The sequence below is a fragment of the Candidatus Halobonum tyrrellensis G22 genome, assembly GCF_000495475.1.
Classification (GTDB): domain Archaea; phylum Halobacteriota; class Halobacteria; order Halobacteriales; family Haloferacaceae; genus Halobonum; species Halobonum tyrrellense.
On sequence record NZ_ASGZ01000068.1, the window covers coordinates 54,364 to 73,948 of the forward strand.

The 19,585-nt window shown below is 71.2% G+C and carries 16 protein-coding genes; 10 read left to right on the top strand and 6 right to left on the bottom strand.

Annotated elements, in window-relative coordinates; all coding sequences use genetic code 11:
* Nucleotides 1-103 precede the first annotated feature (103 nt).
* On the top strand, nt 104-1,393 hold the full coding sequence (locus tag K933_RS16500; RefSeq protein WP_023395896.1) for a sulfatase-like hydrolase/transferase: 1,290 nt from the start codon (nt 104-106) through the stop codon (nt 1,391-1,393).
* A gap of 190 nt (nt 1,394-1,583) precedes the next feature.
* Here K933_RS16500 and K933_RS16505 read toward each other — a convergent pair whose 3' ends face one another.
* Nucleotides 1,584-2,117 carry a DUF7344 domain-containing protein gene (locus K933_RS16505; protein WP_023395897.1) on the bottom strand — a complete coding sequence of 178 codons (534 nt, stop codon included), beginning with the start codon at nt 2,115-2,117 and terminating at the stop codon, nt 1,584-1,586.
* A 382-nt stretch (nt 2,118-2,499) separates the two neighbouring features.
* Between K933_RS16505 and K933_RS16510 the strand changes: the two genes are divergently transcribed.
* Genes K933_RS16510 through K933_RS16545 form a run of 8 tightly spaced genes read left to right on the top strand, consistent with a single transcriptional unit; the run spans nt 2,500 to nt 10,946 of the window.
* Nucleotides 2,500-3,087 (top strand): acyltransferase, encoded by a 588-nt coding sequence (locus K933_RS16510; RefSeq protein WP_023395898.1) that lies wholly within the window; start codon nt 2,500-2,502, stop codon nt 3,085-3,087.
* Nucleotides 3,084-4,196 carry a DegT/DnrJ/EryC1/StrS family aminotransferase gene (locus K933_RS16515; RefSeq protein WP_023395899.1) on the top strand — a complete coding sequence of 371 codons (1,113 nt, stop codon included), beginning with the start codon at nt 3,084-3,086 and terminating at the stop codon, nt 4,194-4,196. Before K933_RS16510 ends, K933_RS16515 begins: the two co-directional genes overlap by 4 nt.
* Complete coding sequence (locus tag K933_RS16520; RefSeq protein WP_023395900.1) at nt 4,189-5,169, top strand: Gfo/Idh/MocA family protein; 981 nt, start codon at nt 4,189-4,191, stop codon at nt 5,167-5,169. Before K933_RS16515 ends, K933_RS16520 begins: the two co-directional genes overlap by 8 nt.
* The gene (locus K933_RS16525; RefSeq protein WP_023395901.1) at nt 5,166-6,629 is read left to right on the top strand and encodes a nucleotide sugar dehydrogenase; all 1,464 of its coding nucleotides are present in this window, start codon (nt 5,166-5,168) and stop codon (nt 6,627-6,629) included. The genes K933_RS16520 and K933_RS16525 overlap by 4 nt, the downstream gene beginning before the upstream one ends.
* Nucleotides 6,626-7,858, top strand: coding sequence for a glycosyltransferase family 2 protein (locus K933_RS16530; protein WP_023395902.1), 1,233 nt, complete (start codon nt 6,626-6,628; stop codon nt 7,856-7,858). The genes K933_RS16525 and K933_RS16530 overlap by 4 nt, the downstream gene beginning before the upstream one ends.
* Nucleotides 7,851-8,990, top strand: coding sequence for a non-hydrolyzing UDP-N-acetylglucosamine 2-epimerase (wecB, locus tag K933_RS16535; protein ID WP_023395903.1), 1,140 nt, complete (start codon nt 7,851-7,853; stop codon nt 8,988-8,990). The genes K933_RS16530 and wecB overlap by 8 nt, the downstream gene beginning before the upstream one ends.
* Nucleotides 8,977-9,939: a polysaccharide deacetylase family protein gene (locus tag K933_RS16540; protein ID WP_023395904.1), complete on the top strand. Its 963-nt coding sequence runs from the start codon at nt 8,977-8,979 to the stop codon at nt 9,937-9,939. The genes wecB and K933_RS16540 overlap by 14 nt, the downstream gene beginning before the upstream one ends.
* Nucleotides 9,939-10,946, top strand: coding sequence for a GNAT family N-acetyltransferase (locus tag K933_RS16545; RefSeq protein ID WP_023395905.1), 1,008 nt, complete (start codon nt 9,939-9,941; stop codon nt 10,944-10,946). Before K933_RS16540 ends, K933_RS16545 begins: the two co-directional genes overlap by 1 nt.
* Nucleotides 10,947-11,231: 285 nt before the next feature.
* On the opposite strand, the gene K933_RS16550 is transcribed toward K933_RS16545, so the two are convergent.
* Nucleotides 11,232-12,353: a hypothetical protein gene (locus K933_RS16550; protein ID WP_023395906.1), complete on the bottom strand. Its 1,122-nt coding sequence runs from the start codon at nt 12,351-12,353 to the stop codon at nt 11,232-11,234.
* Nucleotides 12,354-12,547: 194 nt separating this feature from the next.
* On the opposite strand from K933_RS16550, the gene nikR reads away from it, so the two are divergent.
* A complete protein-coding gene (gene nikR / locus K933_RS16555) occupies nt 12,548-12,961 on the top strand; it encodes a nickel-responsive transcriptional regulator NikR (RefSeq protein WP_023395907.1) in 414 nt (137 codons plus the stop codon).
* On the opposite strand, the gene K933_RS16560 is transcribed toward nikR, so the two are convergent.
* From K933_RS16560 to K933_RS16575, 4 genes are all read right to left on the bottom strand, one after another.
* Nucleotides 12,925-14,103: a glycosyltransferase family 4 protein gene (locus K933_RS16560; RefSeq protein WP_023395908.1), complete on the bottom strand. Its 1,179-nt coding sequence runs from the start codon at nt 14,101-14,103 to the stop codon at nt 12,925-12,927. The two genes, nikR and K933_RS16560, sit on opposite strands and share 37 nt — an antisense overlap.
* A 46-nt stretch (nt 14,104-14,149) precedes the next feature.
* On the bottom strand, nt 14,150-15,571 hold the full coding sequence (locus tag K933_RS16565) for a sulfatase-like hydrolase/transferase (protein WP_023395909.1): 1,422 nt from the start codon (nt 15,569-15,571) through the stop codon (nt 14,150-14,152).
* 748 nt (nt 15,572-16,319) lie between these two features.
* Nucleotides 16,320-18,200, bottom strand: coding sequence for a glutamine--fructose-6-phosphate transaminase (isomerizing) (glmS, locus tag K933_RS16570; RefSeq protein WP_023395910.1), 1,881 nt, complete (start codon nt 18,198-18,200; stop codon nt 16,320-16,322).
* Nucleotides 18,200-19,408 (bottom strand): sugar phosphate nucleotidyltransferase, encoded by a 1,209-nt coding sequence (locus K933_RS16575; RefSeq protein WP_023395911.1) that lies wholly within the window; start codon nt 19,406-19,408, stop codon nt 18,200-18,202. The genes glmS and K933_RS16575 overlap by 1 nt, the downstream gene beginning before the upstream one ends.
* Between the last annotated feature and the right edge of the window lie 177 nt (nt 19,409-19,585).

The window sequence follows — 19,585 nt, forward strand, 5'->3', positions numbered from 1 at the left end:
GTGTCCGGCCCGCGTATAAGTAGCTGTATAATTAAGCCCCCCCGTCGAAACACGGGACTGTGAGCGAACACACCGTTCCGGCTCCCGTCAGGGGTGAGCCACGATGAGCGCCGGCGCCGACGGCGACGGAGAGGGTGACGAGCGGCAGAACGTCATCCTCGTCTCGGTCGACAGCCTCCGTGCGGACCGCTGCGGACATCTGGGGGGGACGAGTCGGATGCCGACGCTCGACTACCTCGCCGAGGAGGGGCTGGCGTTCGACCAAGCCGTCGCGCCCGGACCCACGACCACCGACACGATGACGGTGATGCACACCGGGGAGTTCCCGACGATGACCGCCGACGACGAGCGGGCCGGGATGAAACGCAAGATCCGCCGACACCTCCTCTCGCGCGAGACGCTCGCCCAGCGGTTCAAACGGAAGGGGTACTCCACGGCGGCGTTCACGACGAACCCCTGGACGTCGAGCTACTTCGGCTTCGACAAGGGGTACGACCGCTTCGAGGACTTCATGGAGGGTGACGCGTCGAGTTCGCTCATCCGGAACACGCTCGAAGACACGAGTGTCCCCGGCTCGACGCTGGTCCAGAACCTCCTCAGTTGGACGCAGGGGCAGAACATGTACATGTCGTGGCGGCAGTTCTTCGGCGACATCCGCGAGTGGATCCGCGAGGCGCCGGAGCCGTACTTCCTCTGGATCTTCCTGGTCGACGCCCACATGCCGTACCAGCCGAGTCCGGCGAACCGCACTCACCCGCGCCCGCTGAGCCTGGCGGCGAACGCGTGGCTCTACGGCGGCGCGGACGACCGGGTGGAGGACCTGTTCCGACCGATACTGCTCCAAGCGTACGACGACACCGTGTACGACGTCGACGACTTCGTCGCGACCCTCCGCGGAAGCGTCGACTCGGACACGCTCCTCGGCTTCCACGCCGACCACGGCGAGCTGTTCGGCGAGGGGGGCGAGTACGGCCACGGGGTGAACCTCCGCGAGGAACTCGTTCGCGTCCCGTTCGTCATCGCCAACGGTCCCACCGGCCGGATCGACGAGCCGTTCCCGCTCCGGGACATGCCGCGGATGCTCCCGAAACTCGCGACCGGCGGCGGCATCGAGGCGGTCGAGGAGTTCACCAAACCCCACGTGCGGACGCGAAACTACGACCCGCAGTTCGGCGTCTGGGGGACCGACTGGACGTACGTCGACCGCGCGTCCGACGAGATCGTGTACGAGCGCGGCTCGCTCGGGTCCGAGCAGGAACAGTCCGTCGGTCCGACCAACGAGGAGCACGCCGAGGTCGGCCGCGAGGTGGTCGGCCGGTGGCGACGGGGCCTCGAAGAGCGGCGCCAGGTGTCGGCCGCCGCCGCTCAGGTGGCCGCCGAAGCCGACCTGTAACCCGGCTGGGTCCGTTCCCGTTCGCGGGTCTCTCCCTGGCGGCTTCCGTCGTCCGTTCTCCGCTCACCGACGGCCCGACCGCTCGACGAGTTCGAGCGACAGCGTCAGTTTCGCCCGTTCGGCCCGCCGAGCGGTCGGGTGATCCGGCGGTCGAAGGAGCGGTGAGGGAGGTCGGCGCGAGACTAACCGGTTACCAGTACTCGGGGACGTCCGCGCCGTCCCGCGTTTCGAGGTAGTGGTAGCCGGCGAGGAGGAGGAACCCGGCGGCGAGCCCGAGCGCCACGTACGCGTCCGGGAGGGCGTCGAAGCCGGGAACGTCGACGGCGGCGGCGCCGGCGACGACGCCGCCTGCGACCCCCAGCGCGAGGTAGTACCGGAGCCAGGGGCGGTCGTCGTGCCGTTCGGTCATGTACCGGGTCACCTCGTCGGCGTCGCCGGTGAGTGCGACCAGCCGCTCCTCGTCGTCGTAGGTGACCACGCCCGCCTCCTCGAGTTTCGGGACGTGCGTCTGGTAGAGCGAGATGTACGTCTTCTTGCGGTCCTCGCGGGTCAACTCGTCGACGTCGGTGCCGCTCTCCCAGGCGGCGATCTGTTCTGCGAGTTCGTGGATCCCGACCGGCGAGCCGTGGTGGCTCAGATACGAGATGACGAACCGCCGCCGAGGGTTGCTCAACAGCGTGAACGCTAAGTCCTCCGATAGACCGGCCGTCTCGGCGTCAGACATGCGAACTAGCGTACCTCACATACAGTTGGCATCGGGGGTCGTCACACACGGTTCGGAGAGCGTGCCGCCCGGCGCCGCTCGGCCCCGGTTCGTAACACGGTCCCGTCGTTGTCGGCCTCCTCGCTTTGTTACTCTCTCACTACTCGCTCACTAACGCACACGAGGGGGGACCCGGCGTCGAACGGTCCGAGGGGCCGTCGCGGTCGATTCCGGCCGAAATAACCTCATACTACCGGGAAAGTGACTCATAACAAAGCGTCGAAGATGGGTACTGTTCCACAACGCGAGGCGGAGCGTACCGCCGCCGCGATATCGATGACAGCACGACAACTCGCGACCGTCCGTCACGTTCCCCCCGGACGGTCACAGTGGGGTAGCCGGGATGAGTAGTGCCTCCTTCGGCGACGGGGCGGAGGTGAGCGACGCCGCGACGGTGGGGCACGCGTACGCCGCGGAGTCGACACCGCCCGAGTTCGGCACGGACGCGCGCGTTCGCGCCGAGACGATCATCTACGACGACGTGACCGTCGGCGACGGGTTCCAGACCGGTCACGGCGCACTCGTCCGCGAGGGGACGACCGCGGGCGACGACGTGCTCGTCGGGACGAACGCCGTCCTCGACGGCGACGTCACCGTCGGCTCGCACGTCAGCATCCAGACGGGCGTCTACCTCCCGCCGGGCACGACGGTCGGCGACCGGGTGTTCCTCGGGCCGTGCGCGACGGCGACGAACGACCGCCGGCCCGTCCGGCAGTCGGGCGACCCCGACCTGGACGGCCCGACGCTCGAAGACGACGTCTCCGTCGGCGCGAACGCGACCATCCTCCCGGGCGTCACCGTCGGGGCGGGCGCGTTCGTCGCCGCCGGCGCCGTCGTCACGCGGGACGTCCCCTCGGAGACGCTCGCGGTCGGGGTTCCCGCCCGGCACGAACCCCTCCCGGACGACCTCCAGCCGCCCAACGAACTATGACGGGGGAGATACCCATCGCCGACCCGCAGCTCGGCGACGCGGAGGCCGCGAAGCTGACCGAGGTGCTCGACTCCGGCTGGCTCGCGGGCGGACCCGAGGTGGAGGCGTTCGAACGCGAGTTCGCCGCGGCCCACGGGGCGGACCACGCCGTCGCCACGGCGAACGGCACCGCGGCGTTACACGCCGCCTTCGAGGGGTTAGAGATCGGTCCCGGCGACCGCGTGGTGACGTCGCCGTTCTCGTTCGTCGCGTCGGCGAACGCGGTCCGGCTCGCGGGCGCCGAACCCGTCTTCGCCGACATCGACCCCGAGACGTACGCGCTCGACCCCGCGGCGGTCGACGACGCGCTCTCGGCACACGACGCGGACGCGGTGCTCGCGGTCCACCTGTTCGGGCTGCCCGCGGACGTGCACGCGCTCCGCGACGTCGCGGACGACCACGGCGTCCCGCTGGTCGAGGACGCCGCACAGGCGCACGGCGCGACCGTCGACGGCCGGCCGGTCGGCTCGCTCGGCGACGTTGCCTGTTTCAGTTTCTACCCGACGAAGAACATGACGACCGGCGAGGGCGGGGCGGTCCTCACGGACGACCCCGACGTCGCGGAGCGGGTCCGACGGTACGCCAACCACGGCCGCGCGACCGACGGCGGGACGTACGAACACGTCTCGGTCGGCCACAACTACCGGATGCCGGCGCTCGCGGCGGGGCTCGGCCGGGTCCAACTCGACCGCCTGCCCGAGTTCACCGACGCGCGCCGCGAACACGCCGCGGCGCTGACCGAGCGGCTCTCGGCGGCCGAAACACCCGTGACACCCCCGGTCGAACCGGACGGACGTACCCACGTGTACCACCAGTACACCGTCCGCTGTGACGACCGCGACGCGCTCGCCTCCCACCTCGACGACCGGGGGGTCGGCTCGGCGGTGTACTACCCGCACGTCATCCCCGACCAACCGGCGTACGACGGCGTGGACGCGGACGTGCCGGCCGCCCGCGAGGCCGCGCGGACGGTGCTGTCGCTGCCGGTCCACCCCGGGCTGTCGGACGAAGACGTCAGACGTATCGGGGATGCGGTCGTTGACTTCGGGACGGTGACCGCCGATGAGTGAGACCGCGCCGTTCAGCGTGGGCGTCATCGGTGTCGGCTCGATGGGCCGTCACCACGCCCGGGTGTACCACGAGCTTCCGATCGCGGAGCTCGTCGGCATCCACGACGTCGACACCGACCGCGCGCGCGAGGTGGCGACCGACAACAACAGCCGCGCGCTCCCGCTGCCGGACCTGCTCGCGGAGGCGGACGCCGTCTCCGTGGCGGTCCCCACCGAGTACCACGAGGACCTGGTTCGGACCTGCATCGACGCCGGGGTGGACGTGCTCGTCGAGAAGCCGATCACGGGCGACCCCGAGACCGGGCGCGAACTGGTCGACATGGCCGAGGAGGCGGGGGTCCGGCTCCACGTCGGCCACGTCGAGCGGTTCAACCCCGCGGTGACGGCGCTGACCGAGATGATCGGCGAACTCTCGCCGGTCGCGCTGTCGGCGCGGCGGCTCGGCCCGCCGCCGGGGCGCGACATCGCCGACGGCCCGGTGACGGACCTCATGATCCACGACATCGACGTGCTGTTGTCGCTGTTCGACGAGCCGTCGGAGGTGACGGCGGCGTACGCGAACGGACACCCGCACGTCTCGGCGCAGTTGCGCTACGACGACGGCTTCCTCGCGACGCTCACCGCGAGCCGCGCGAGCCAGAAGCGCGTGCGCGAACTCGAACTCACCGCCGAGGAGTGCACCGTCTCGCTCGACTACACCGACCAGTCGATCCGGATCCACCGCCGGACGGTCCCGGAGTACGTCCAGCAGAACGGCGACGTGCGCTTCCGGAACCGCTCGGTGGTCGAACTCCCGACGATCGACAGCGTCGAGCCGCTCAAAGAGGAGCTGTCGACGTTCATCGAGGCGTGTGCGACCGGCGAGGACCACCCCGTCAGCGGCGAGGACGGCCTGCGCGCGCTGAAGATGGCGCGACGCATCCAGCGGGCGGCGGCGGCCGACGACGCCTCCCGACCGGAGGTGTCGCGGTGAGCCGACACCCGCCGAAGCTCCACGACCCCGCCCGCTCGGAGGCGGAGCGGGGCCGGCTGCTCAGGGAGGCGCGGGTGCCCATCGCGGTGTACGGGCTAGGGAAGATCGGTCTCCCGCTCGCGTCCGTCCTCGCCGACGAGACGGGGAACGTCGTCGGCGCGGACATCGACGAGGCCGTCGTCGAGACGGTCAACGAGGGCGAGGTGCCCGACCGGGTGCGCGAACCCGGACTGCCGGAACTGCTCTCGCGGACGGTCGGCTACGGCGAACTCCGCGCGACGACCGACCTCCGGACGACCGCCCGCGAGGCGGCGGTCCACGTCGTCGTCGTGCCGACGCGGCTGTCGGCGGACGGCACCGCCGACCTCGACGCGGTCGAGGCGGTGGTGAGCGAGGTTGCGTCGGGGCTCACCCCGGGCGACCTGGTCTGTATCGAGAGCACGCTCCCGCCGGGGGCGACCGAGGACGCGGTGTTGCCGACGCTGGTCGCCGAGAGCGGCCTCGAACCCGACGAGTTCGGCGTCGCGTTCTGCCCCGAGCGAACCTCCAGCGGGCGCGCGATCGAGGACATCCGCGGCGCGTACCCGAAGGTGGTCGGCGGCGTCGACGAGGAGAGCACGCGCGCGGCGACGGTGCTGTACGAGGCGATCAACTCCGCGGGCGTCATCCCCGTCTCGGACGCGACCACCGCCGAGTCGGTGAAGCTGTTCGAGGGGGTGTACCGCGACGTCAACATCGCGCTCGCGAACGAACTCGCGCGCTTCACCGACGCGCTCGGCGCGGACGTGCTCGACGCCATCGAGGCGGCGAACACCCAGCCGTACTGCGACATCCACCAGCCGGGTGCGGGCGTCGGGGGCCACTGCATCCCCTACTACCCGCGATTCCTGGTCAACGCGATCGACGCGTCGGCGCCGCTGATCCGGACCGCCCGCCGGGTGAACGACTCGATGCCGACGTTCATGGTCGACCAGTTGGAGGACCGGCTCCGCGCCGCCGACCGCCCGCTCGCGACGACGACCGTGTTGGTCTGCGGCGTCACCTACCGGCCGGGCGTCGTCGAGACGGCCGAGACGCCCGCGGCGCCGACCATCGAGGAACTCGAAGCGCGCGGCGCGGACGTGCTCGTGGTCGACCCGATGCTCGACGACGAGGCGACCGCGCAGTTCGGCGGCACGCCCGTCACGCTCGCGGACCTGCCCGACTGCGAGGTGGACGCCGCGGTGGTGGTGACCGACCACGCGGAGTTCGAGGCGTGCGACTGGGACGCGGTCGGCGGCGACGACCCGATGACGGTCGTCGACGGCCGCGGGGTCGAGGCGCTCGCCGACTCCAGACATGCGGTCTACCGGGTCGGCCGGGGCCGGACGGGCCGCGGCAGCGTCGCGGCGCCGGCCGACGACCGGCGGCCGGCGGACGGGTCGGCCGCGGAGCTGACGAACGAGGGTGATAGCCGATGACGTACGGGGACCGTACGGTCGCCGTCGTCGTCCCCGCGTACAACGAGTCGGGGTTCATCGGCGACGTCGTCGAGACGGTCCCGGCGTTCGTCGACCGCGTCTACGTGGTCGACGACAAGTCGAGCGACGCGACGTGGGAGGAGATGACCGAGGCGGCCGACCGGATGAACGACCGGCTGTCCGGTCCCGACGGCGGCGACTGGGTCGTCACGATCCGCCACGAGGTCAACCAGGGCGTCGGCGGCGCGATCAAGACGGGGTACGACCGCGCGCTCGAAGACGGGATGGAGGTGCTCGCGGTGATGAACGGCGACGGCCAGATGGACCCCAACCAACTCCACCGGCTGGTCCACCCGGTCGCGGTCGGCGACGCCGGCTACGCGAAAGGTGACCGGCTGAGCCACCCCGGCCACCGCGACGGGATGTCGCCGTGGCGGTCGTTCGGCAACCACCTCCTGACGACGCTGACCCGCGTCGGGAGCGGCTACTGGCGGATGCACGACCCGCAGAACGGCTACACCGCCGTCTCCAGCGAGGCGTTGGAGGCGATCGACTACGAGTCGACGTACGACCGGTACGGGTTCTGTAACGACCTGTTAGTCCGGTTCAACGTCCGGGGGGTCCCGCTGGTGGACGTGCCGATGCCCGCGGTGTACGGCGACGAGACGAGCCACATCCGCTACTCGCAGTTCGCGCCCGGGCTGTCGCTGCTGCTGTTGAAGTCGTTCCTCCGCCGGCTGGCTCGCTCGCTGGTCTCGCCCGCGGGCGACCGCGGCCGCGGCTCGGCGCTGTTGTACCTCGGCGGGCTGCTGCTGTCGGCGGCGAGCGTCGTCGCGCTGTTCGGACGCGGCCGGACGCGCGTGACGCTCCCCGCGGGGCTCGCGCTCGTCGTCGGCGGGATGGCCGTAGACGCCCGGTCGAACGCGGAGCTGTACCACCGGGCACCGCCGGTCGACGCGGTCGACGCGCCCAGCATGCCCGCGAGCGCACACGCGGCCGCGGACGCGGAAGCGAACGACGACGCGGTCGACGCGTCGGCGGACGGGACGGACGGATCGACGGAGCTCACCGAGATGGACACGGACGACACAGAGACGACGGAGACGACGGGGGGGACCGAGGAGACGAACGGCCGGGAGGGCCGCGAGCGGCCCGACGAGGCGGCGACCGACGGCGGCTCGTCCGGGGCGGACGACGGCGCCGCGGCCGGCGAGGAGGACGATGGCTGAGGCCGCCGACGGTGTCGACGCGGCCGACGGCGCCCGGCCGACGGTGCTGACGGTGGTCGGCGCCCGGCCGCAGTTCATCAAGGCGGCGCCGGTCTCGCGCGCGCTCGCCGCCGGCGGCTACGACGAGGTGTTGGTCCACACCGGCCAGCACTACGACGACGGCCTGTCGGGCGTCTTCTTCGACGAACTCGACATCCCGCGGCCCGACTACCACCTCGGCGTCGGGTCGGGGAGTCACGGCGAACAGACCGGGCGGATGTTGAGCGCGCTCGGCGAGCGGATCGCGGCGGTCGACCCGGAGTTCGTCGTCGTCTACGGCGACACCAACTCGACGCTCGCGGGCGGCATCGCGGCGAGCAAGTTGGACACGACGCTCGTCCACGTCGAGGCGGGCCTGCGGAGCGGCCGCCGGGAGATGCCCGAGGAGGTGAACCGCCTGATGACCGACCACGCGGCGGACGTGCTGCTCGCGCCGACCGAGCGCGCGATGGAGTCGCTCGCCCGCGAGGGGCTGTCCGAGCGCGCCCACCGGACGGGCGACGTCTCCGCGGACGCGGTCCGGTGGGCGCGCGAGCGCGCGCCCGCCGTCGCGGACGTGTTCGCCGACCTCGGAGTCGACGACCCGCCCGCGGCGGGCGAGTTCGTGCTCGCGACGGTCCACCGGCCGCGCAACACCGACGACGGCGCGCGCCTGCGCGCCATCGTGAAGACGCTGACCGACTCGCCGCTCCCGGTCGTGTTCCCCGCACACCCGCGGACGACCGCGGCGCTCGAAGAGCACGGCCTGCTCGAAGCGTTGGAGGAGTCCGAGTCCGTAATCCTGGTCGAACCCGTGGGCTACCTCGGGTTCGTGCGGCTGATGAGCGCGGCCGACCGGGTGCTCACCGACTCCGGCGGCGTCCAGAAGGAGACGTTCCTGCTCGGCACGCCGTGTGTCACGCTCCGCGAGGAGACCGAGTGGCCCGAGACGGTCGAGGCGGGCTGGAACGTCCTGGTCGGCGCGGACCCCGAGGCGATGGCCGCCGGGCTGACCGGCGAGGTGCCCGAGGCGCCCGCCGACTCCCCGTCGCCGTACGGCGACGGCGACGCCGCATCGGAGATCGTGGAGGTGCTCGACGGTGTCCGTTCCTGACGGCCACGAGTTCGCGCTCTGTCTCACGCACGACGTCGACCGGCCGTACAAGCGGAGCTACCGCGCGCTCGCGGACGCCGCGGGCGGCCGTCCCGGTGCGCTGGTCGACCGGGCGCGCGGTGACAACTCCTACTGGCAGTTCGGCACGGTGCGGCGGGTGGAGGAGAGCCTGGGCGTCCGCTCGTCCTTCTACTTCCTCTCGTCGAAACACCTGCTCCGCGACCGGCCCCCTTACGAGTGGGTCCGCCCGCGGTACGTGCTCGAACACCTCGGGCGGTACGACCCGACCGCCTCCGAGGTGGCCGACGAGATGCGGCGGCTCGACGACGGCGGCTGGGAGGTCGGTCTCCACGGCTCGTACGACTCGTACGACGACCGCGACCGCCTCCGCTACGAGAAGGAGCGGCTGGAGACGGCGCTGGGCCACCCGGTCGCGGGCGTCCGCCAGCACTACCTCAACCTGACGCCGTCGACGACGTGGCACCACCACGCCGCGCTCGGGTTGGGGTACGACACCAGTCTGGGGTCGTCGACCGAGTACGGGTTCGACCACGGCTACGACCCGATCCGGCCGTTCGACGACGCGTTCGTCGTCTTCCCGCTCACGCTGATGGAGACGGCGCTGCCCGACCCCGGCGACGACGCCGCGGCGGCGCGCGCGGCGGTCGACGACCTGCTGGTCGAGGCCGCCGAGAACGACGCGGTGATGACCGCGCTGTGGCACCCACGTTACTTCAGCGACGGCGACTTCCCCGGCTACCGCGACGTCTACCGCTACCTGGTCGAACGCGCACTGGAGATGGGCGCGTGGGTCGGGTCGCCGGGCGACCTCTACGCGACGCTCGACCACCCGCGCGACCGACTCGGGGCCGGTCCCGACGGGGACGCCGACCGGCAGGCGGTCGCCGACGACCCCGCGGTCGTCACCTCCCACGGGGGCGAGCACTGATGGAGGTGAACGAACTCACGCTCGACGAGTACGCCGACGCGCTCCCCTCGACGGTGAGCGAGGCGTTCCACAGACCCGCCGCGCTGCGGACGGTCGACCGGTACGCCGACGCCGATCTCCGGTGTTTCGCGGCCCAGAAGGGCCAACAGACCGTCGGCCTGCTCCCGGTGTTCGTCTCCGACGGCCGGCTGGTGCGGACCGTGATGTCGCCGCCGCCGTCGTTCGGCATCCCCCACATGGGACCGCTGGTCTTCCCCAACAGCCCCAAGCGGAGCAAGGTGGAGTCGGTCAACGGCCGGTTCACCGAGGGCGTGCTCGACCACCTCGACGTCGACGACGACCGGACGCTCGCGCGGCTAGTCTGCGGGCCGGGGTACGACGACCCCCGGCCGTACGACTGGAACGGCTTTTCGACGACCGCGTCGTTCACCTACTGCGTCGACGCCGCCGACGGGCTCGACGAGGTGCGGACGGGGTTCAGCCGGAGCCTCCGGCGCGAACTCGGCGACGCCGAGGAGTCGGCGGCGGTCGTCGAACGCGGCGACCGCGCGGACTGCCGGTTCGTCTACGAGGACACCGCCGCCCGGTACGCCGACCAGAACGAGCCGTTCGGTCTCTCGTGGGGGTACGTCCGCGATCTGACCGCATCGCTGGGCGACCACGCCCGCACGTACGTCGCGCGCGCGCCCGATGGCGAGCGACTGACCGGCGTGATCGTGCTCTACTCCGACGACCGAGCGTACTTCTGGCTCGGCGGCACCCGCAGCGAGTACGAGGGTACCAGCCTCAACGCCCTGCTCCACTGGCGGGTGATCGAGGACCTGGTCGACGACCCGCCGGTCGAGGGGCTGACGACGTACGACCTGATGGGCGCGAACACCGAGCGGCTCTGTCAGTACAAGGCGAAGTTCGGCGGCGACCTGGTGCCGTACTACAGCCTCGAGAGCGAGGGACCGGCGATGACCGCCGCCAAACGCGCCTACGGCGTGCTCCAGCGGCTGAAGTGACCCCGACCGGGTGAGACGGCGGAGACGGCGGCCGGACGAGCGGCTCACACCCTTTTTCGGATTCACGCGGTTACGTCGCCCGTCTCTCACGGTCCCGCGGGGGACTCCTCACGCGACGGTCGCGGCTCCGACCGTCTGAGCCGGCGACCGGCGCGTCCACGCCCGCCACGAAGTTCACGAGCGGCTCGCGGGCGAGTCAGAGTGGAGAGGTGGGAGTCAGAGTAGAGAGAGTCGGAGCGGAGAGGGAGAAGGTCGAATCGAGCGGGGAACGGGCGGGCCGAGCGGCTACTCGCCGGGGACCGGCTCGGGCGCGGGTCGCGTGAGGTCGGCGGAGGAACGGCGCTGGACCGCCGACACGACCGAGAGGTCGCCGCGCGCCTCGGCGACGTCGACGATGATGTCGGTGAGGTTCACCATGTCCGCCATGTACGCCTCGCGGCGTTCGGCCCACCGCTCGGCGACGCCGTCGTCGGTCAGCAGTTCCATCGTCGTCGCCTCCAACTCCTCGAAGCTCCGACAGTTCCGGATCAGCCCGGCGCTCTCGAGTTCGAGGAAGTTCCCCATGTCGTTCTCGCCGACGAACGAGTTCGACCGGACCGCGGGCGTCCCCATCAGCGCCGCCTCCGTCACCATCGTCTGGGTGTCCGCGACCAGCAGGTCCGCCGTCGCGAGCGCGTCGTGCATGTGTGCGGGGTGGACGTCGAACGGCCGGGCGCCCTCGGGGAGGTCCGACGCGTCGAGCGTCCCGCCCTCGTCGCTCACGAGCACGGTGGCGTGGTCGGTGATGCGGTCGAGCAGCCGCTCGCGGTCCTCGGGTCCGATCCCCGAGTGTTTGAGGTCGTGGTGGGAGCCGAACGCGTTCAGCCGGAGGATGACCAGCCGCTCGTCCGGGTCGACGCCCAACTCCTCGCGAACCCCCGGGTCGGGGTCGAACACGTCGGGGTGGAGGTACGCACACTCCTTGAGCCCCTGGAACACGTAGTGGTCGTCGCCGAGGTCCTTCCGGAACGTGTACGGCGTCAACACCGCGGCCGCGAACGGCGTCGAGACGGAGTAGTCGAGCCGCGTCGGCTCCGAGTCGAGCAGGAGGACGGTGCGCGAGCGGGTGAACAGCCCCGTGTGGGCGGCGTACGCTCCCATCCCGAAGATGAGGTCGGGGTCGTACCCCCGCACCAGCCGGGCGATCCCGAGGTAGTGGCCCGGCAGCGACAGCAGCAGCGACCCCTTCCGCGTCTCACAGCTCCCGTACACCTCGTACGGCAGGTCGTAGTAGTCGGCCAACTCGACCGTACAGCTGTAGTCGCGAACCAGTGCCCGGACCTCGTGTCCCCGTTCCTCGAGCTCCGCCAGCGCGTTCCGGTAGAGGTGGACGTGCGCCGGTGTGTTGAGGAAGAATAGGTACCGCATCTCTTGTCAACGCAACTGGTCCCCATCGACGTAAATACGATGTTACTACTCGGGGGCCAAGCCGGATTAGGAAACGATTAGGTAACCGCTATCGCCGCGGTCGGCGCGGCGCCCCGACGCGGTTAACAACTCGAACCGTCAGACCGGGCGTGATCTGTGGGGTTCTTAGTAGTCGGCGCCGCTCGACTAGTAGTATGGGCGTCGTCAGCGTCTCGATGCCGGACGAACTCATCGACCGGATCGACGGGTTCACCGAGGAGCACGGGTACACCGGCCGCAGCGAACTCCTCCGGGAGGCCGCGCGGAACCTCCTCGGGGAGTTCGAGGACAAGCGGCTGGAGGACCGCGAACTGATGGGGATCGTCACCGTCGTCTTCGACTACGAGACGACCAACGTCGAAGAGCGGATGATGCAGCTCAGACACGAACACGAGGGGATCGTCGCCTCCAACTTCCACAGCCACGTCGGCGACCACAACTGCATGGAGCTGTTCATCCTCGAAGGCCGGCTGGCGGACATCTCCACGTTCGTCGGAAAGATCCGCGCGACGAAGGACACCAAGACCGTCGACTACTCGGTGACGCCGATCGACGCCGACCCGCTCTGAGCGGGGTCGTCCGCCGACGCGGCGTCGGCCGCCGCGGCCGCGACGCCCAACTCCGCGTACAGGTCGCGTAGCCGGCGGGCGATGTCGGCCCAGTCGTACCGCTCCTCGGCGAGCCGGCGGTTCTCGCGGCCCATCGCCTCGACCGTCTCGGGCTCGTCGAGCAGGTCGCGGAGCGCCGCCTCCAGCGCGTCGGCGTCGCCGGGGTCGACCAGCCGGCCGTTCGCCTCGCCTATCACCTCGGGGATGCTCCCGACGGCCGTCGAGACGACGGCGTCGCCGCCGGCCATCCCCTCTAGCATCGCGATCGGCAGCCCCTCCGCGTACGTCGGCATCACGAACAGCGACGCCTCCGAGAGCAGCCGACGCTTCTCCGCCTCCGAGACGTAGCCGAGGTACTCCACCTCCTCGTTGCGGTCGGCCGCGTCGGCCAGGTGGTGGTCGGCCGGGCCGGTGCCGGCGACCGCCAGTTCGAACGGGACGCCGTCGGCCGCGAGCGCGTCGGCCGCCGCGGCGAGTTCCGCGACGCCCTTGCGTTCGACGTGGTCGGCGACGAACACCAGCCGCGGGGGGTCGGCGCCGTACCGGGGGTCGTACTCGCGGGGGTCGACCGCGTTCGGGAGGACGACCAGTTTCCCCTCGGCGACGGGCACCTCGCGTTCGAGCGTCTCCCGCCAGTACTCCGAGAGCACCACCACCCGGTCGCTCGCGTCGAACACCGCGCGCTGGAGGCGGCCGACGACCGGCCCGGGGTCGGTGACGAACTCGTCGAACGACGAGCCGTGGATGTGGAACACGACCGGCACGCCCCAGACGTGCTTCGCGTAGAGGACGTACGCCGCCGACAGGAGGAAGCTCAGGTCGTGCGAGGAGTGGACGTGGACCGCCTCCGGCCGTCTCCGGAGCGGGAACGTCGCCAGCCGCAGCAGCGACCGCAGGAACGCGGCGATGAACCAGACCGCGCCCTCGCCGGCGGCGTTGCTGGTGTCGTGGACGCGGACGTGGAGGTCCCCGGCCAGCCAGTCGCGCTGTTCGTCCATGTAGCGTGCGATACCACCGGTCGCGGCGCCGATCGGTCCGACGAGCAGAACGTCGGCTCCTCGGTCGGCGGCGCGGTGGTCGGGGTCGGCGGGTGTGTCTGTCATCGTGGTCTCGTGAGTGTGGTGTGGTTCTCGCGGGCGGGTCGCGGGGTCACAGGTAGCCCAGGCTCCGTAAGTGTGTGCGCATCTCCGGCGTGTACGACCCCTCGCGCCGCTCGCCGTCGAACGGGACGCCGTCGGTCGCGAGCAGGTCGTCGAGTGCGGCGTCGAGCGCCGCCGCCCGCTCGGGGTCGGCGGCCGAGACGTCGCGCTCCTCGTCGGGGAGTCGGAGCAGTTCCGACCGGTCGTCGCCGCGTCGGTAGGCGAACTCGTCGGTGAACAGCGCGTGTTCGGTCCCGGCGAGGTAGCGGTCGTTCCGGTAGGCGGGGCGGCGCTCGCGGAGTTTCGCGAGGTTCGCCGCGAACCGGCGCTCGCCCCGTTGGACGAGCGCGTGCTCGCGTTCGGTCTCGCGTACGTCGACGCCGTGGAGTCCGCTCGTGTCCGCGCCCGCCCGCGCGAGGAGCGCGCGCACCACGTCGACGTGCTGGATCAGGTCGCCGCCGTACGACAGCGCCGCGTCGAGTCCCGTCGTCACCAGCGGGACGTTCGAGAGGCCGCCGTGGACGGTCATGCGGTGGCCGACCGTCCCCCGTTCGCCGAACAGGTCGCCGTGGTCGGCGGTGACGACGCTCGCCGTCGGACCCAGCGTCCGCTCGGCGTGGTCGAGCAGGGCGGTCACCCGGTCGTCGGCGTACGCGATGCACGCGTCGTACAGCGCCGACAGCGTCTCCCGTTCGGCGGCCGACAGCGGGACGTCGCCCGCGATCAGGTCGAGGATATGTCTGCCGTGGTACTCCGCGAGGTCGTACGCGGCCGCCGGCGACAGCGGGAACTCGTCGGCGTACGCGCGCAGGTACGGCAACGGCGGCACGTACGGGAAGTGCGGGTCGCCGTAGTGGACGTAGAGGAACAGCGGCGGGTCGTCGCTCGCGGCGTCGTCGACCCACCGCTTGGCCACCTCCGACACCAGGTAGCCCGTCCGGTGTCGATTCAGGCTCGCGGTGAACCCCGCGCTGTGCCGGCGGAGGTTGGCGCCGTACGTGAGTGCGGTCGCCGGACCGGCCACGTCGAGCGCCGTCGACGCGGTGAGCCACGCGAACCGGTCGAACCCGCGGTCGAGTCCGGTGGCCGAACTCACGTGACCGACCGTCGACAGCGCCGCCGTCCGGTACCCCGCCTCCGCGAACCGCTCGGCTACTGTCGGGATATCCGCCGGGAGCCGCTCGCTTCCCATCCCGACGCCGTGGTGTGACGCCACCGTCCCGGTGAGGATCGACGCGCTCGACGGCAGGGTGTAGATCCCGTGTGCGTGACACGCGCCGAACGACCGGCCGTCGTCGCGCCGCGCGCGCGCTCTGAGTCCCGGCGTGGTGTCGCGGCCGGCGCGGTTCGTCGCCGACCCGACGGACGTGTGGTCCGCCCTGGTGCTCTCGACGGTGACCCACACCACGTTCGGGACCGGTGACTCACCCATCGGTGCTCGGCGGAGCGACGGCGGCTCCGCGTATTGTTATCGGTCTCATACCAGTTGGGACCGCGGCCGCTCGGGACCGGGGTTCGACTGTCCGGTGAGAACTCCGCGAAGAGTCAGCACGGCGGGATGTGCGACGTGGGTGGCACAGGGGGGGAGGTCACCCGCGTCGCCACACCCGCTTGCGAGCCCGACGGCGATATAGGGGTAGGGGGGAGTCGCCGTCGAATGTCGCTTGACTCGGGTTCGCCACCGTGGCGTCGGGCACCGTGGGTTCCGGGCAAACGGCGGTGCCCCGACGTAGTGCCTCCGGCGGCGTCTGTACTCTACACAGTTACCCATATTGTTATACGGCTTCTGAGCGCCGGTATTGCTGGCTTAGACAGCGTACGCATCCCCTTTCACCCCCTATCTTGCCGCTTTCCTCCGGGATCGACCGGTTGGGGGCGTCCGACGAGCGGCGGACGGACGCCACACGCGGGAGCGCGCCGTCGCGCGCGCTCCAGGCGTCCTTCGAGTGGACCGGGCGTCGCGTGTCGCCGACCGGTCCCGACGGGTCCGGCGACCCGTCGGTCGGCGGGACCGACCGACCCGTACGCGCGTCGGGTCGCGTTCCGCGGCGAATCGGTCGACTGCGGCGGGACTACAACGGTCGAAACGGTCGAAACGGTCGTCGTCGCCGACGGTAGGCGGAGCCCGAGACGGTCGAAGGCGCGAAGAGAAGGTGGGCGGACCGGGGCGGTACGCTGAACTACTGGACGGTGACGCTCTTGGCGAGGTTGCGCGGCTTGTCGATGGGGCAGCCGAGCAGGTCGGCGGCGTAGTACGCCAGCAGTTGGAGGTGGACGTTCGCGAGGATGCCCGCGGCGAACGGGTGCGTCTCCGGGACGGGCAGGAACTCGTCGGCGGCGCGCTCGAAGCTCCCGGTGGGGTCTTGCCCGATGGCGATCGCGGGCGCGCCCCGCGACTGGACCTCCTTCAGGTTGCTCAGCGTCGCCTCGACGTGCTGGCCGGTCGTGACGATGAACACGGGGGTGTCCTCGGTGACGAGCGCGAGCGGGCCGTGTTTCAGCTCCCCGGCGGGGAAGCCCTCGGCGTGTTCGTAGGTGATCTCCTTGAACTTGAGCGCACCCTCCAGGGCGACGGGGTACGCCGCGCCCCGGCCGAGGAAGAAGTAGGCGTCGCTGCCGTGGTAGCGCTCGGCGACCGCCTCGGCGTCCGACTCGTCGACGACCCGCTGGACGTGTTCGGGGAGCATCGACAGCGCGTCGTGCCGGCGGCCGACGCCGTTGCTCGGCCGACCGGTCACGTCGCGGACCAGCCGTTCGGCCAACAGCGACAGCGTCACGACCTGCGAGGAGAACGTCTTGGTCGCCGCGACGCCGATCTCGGGACCGGCGCGGATGTACAGCGCGTCGTCACACTCGCGGGTGATCGTCGAGTCGACCACGTTCGTCACCGCGGCGGTGCGCGCGCCCGCGGCGATGGCCCGCCGGACGGCTTCGAGCGTGTCGGCGGTCTCGCCGCTCTGGCTCACCGCGACGACGAGGGTGTCGTCCTCGATCGGCGGGGGGCTGGAGGCGAACTCGCTGGCGACGGCGGTCGACGCGGGGACGCCCGCCTGCGAGAGCATGTGCGCCGCGTACCGGGCGGCGTGATAGGAGGTGCCCGCGGCGACGAACTGGACGCGTCCCACGCCGGCGAACGTGCCGGGGGCGAACCCTTCGAGGTTCACGTCGTCGGAGCCGGCGTCGACCCGTCCGCGGATGGTCTGTCTGAGCGCGCTGGGCTGCTCGTGGATCTCCTTGAGCATGAAGTGGTCGTACGCGCCCTTGATCGCGTCCTCGGGGTCCCAGTCGACGGTGTCGACCGACCGCTCGATGGGGGTTCCGTCCACGTCGGTCACCTCGTAGCCGTCGGGCGAGACCGTCACGAGGTCGCCGTTCTCGAGGTAGACCACGTCGTCGGTGTACTCCAAGAACGCGGGGACGTCGCTGCCGAGGAAGTAGCGGTCGTCGGCCGCGTCGACGCCGAGCACGAGCGGCGACCCCTGGCGGGCGGCGTACACCGTTTCGTCGTCGATCGCGAGCAGCGCGACCGCGTAGCTCCCCTCCAGTTCCCGGACCGTCCGCCGGAACGCCTCCGCGACGTCGGCGTCGCGGCGGTGCTCCTCGAACAGGTGGGGGATCACCTCGGTGTCCGTCTCGCTGACGAACTCGTGGCCCGCCTCCCGCAGGCGGTCGCGGAGTTCCTCGTAGTTCTCGATGATCCCGTTGTGGACCACCGCGACGTCGCCGTCACAGCCGGTGTGGGGGTGGGCGTTGGCGGCCGTCGGCGCGCCGTGCGTGCTCCAGCGGGTGTGGCCGATGCCGACGGTGCCGCTGGGCCGCTGGGCGCTGACCAGCTTCTCGAGTTCGCTGATCTCGCCTTCGCACTTGCGGACCGCGAGCTCCGTCGCGGTGACGCCGCCGTCGGCGACCGACGAGCCGACCGCCTGCTGGCGGCCGTCGCCGTTCGGGCCGCGGACCGCGATGCCCGCGGAGTCGTAGCCGCGGTACTCCAGGTTTCGGAGGCCGTCGAGGATCGGCTCGACCGCGTCGTCGCGGCCGATACACGCGACGATCCCGCACATCAGCGCACCACCTCCGCGCCCTCGGCGACGGTCCGTGAGACGGTCGCGCCCTCCGCGACCGCCGACTGCGGACCCAACAGCGCGCCGGCCGACAGCGTGGCGTTGGCGCCGACCTCCGCGCGGTCGGCGACCACGGCGCCGAGGCGCCGGTCGGGGTCGACGTCGCCGTCGACGGTCTCGGGCGCGCCGCCGGGGGCGACGACGCCCGCGCCGATGCTCGCGCCCGCGCCGATCACGCACTCGCGGAGGATGGCGCCCGCGCTCACCCGGGTGTCGGAGTCGATCAGACTCCGGTCGAGCACCGCGTTCGCGCCCACGTGGACGTTCTCGCCGAGGCAGGCGCCCCCGCCGACGACCGCGCCGGGACCGATCCGGCAGTCGGGACCGACGACCGCCGGGGAGTTGATCACGCTCGACTCGTGACACGCCGCCGACTCGGCGACGAGCACACCGTCGGGGTAGCCGTCGGATTTCGTCATGCCGTTGAGGAGGTCCCGGTGCATCGTCAGCATCTGGTCGGTGACCGACAGGAGGTCGGGGAGCGTCGAGGGGTCGAGCCAGACCCCCTTGGCGTCGGCGGCGACGACCGGGCCGGGGAGGTTGACGAGCGCGTCCGTCAGGTACAGCTCACCCCCGCGGCGGTCGGTGCTCGCGAGCGCGGCGAACACGCTCTCGTTGAACACGTAGACGCCCGCGTTGACCAGGTAGCTCACCGCCTCGTTCGGGTGTTCGACCACCTCGGTCACGCAGCCGTCGTCGACGGTAACCGCGCCGTACTGCTCGGGGCGGGGCGAGCGCGCGATGGCCGCCGCACCCGCCGCGCCGGGCGCGTCGAAGAAGTGCGCGCCGGTTCGGCGGATCACCTGCTCGTCGATCACGGTGTCGCCGTTGACGACGAGGAACGGTTCGTCGACGCTACCTGCGGCCTGAAGCAGCGCGTGGCCGCTCCCGAGCTGCGAGCGCTGGCGGATGAAGTCGAGTTCGAGACCGCCCCACCCGTCCGAGAGGTAGTCTTGGATCCGCGTTCCGCGGTAGCCGACGACGACGACGACCCGTTCGACGCCCGCGGCTTCGAGCGCTTCGAGCACGTACTCGATGACGGGCCGGTTGGCCACCGGCAACAGCGGCTTCGGTCGGTACTTCGTCAGCGGGCGGAGCCGGGAGCCTTCCCCCCCGGCGAGTACGACCGCGTCGCTGGGGACGCTCACGTCCGGTCCCCCTCGGTCCCCCGCGCTTCCTCCCTCGTCCGCGTCCGGTGTGGGTTGGTTCTCGTCGGCGACATTCTTCTGATAGTCGTGACCAAGACGTACCGATGCTTTGTTATGCAGAGACTTTTGGGGTTCGCGTCGGACGCGCGCCGGACGGAACGGAAGTAACGTCGGACT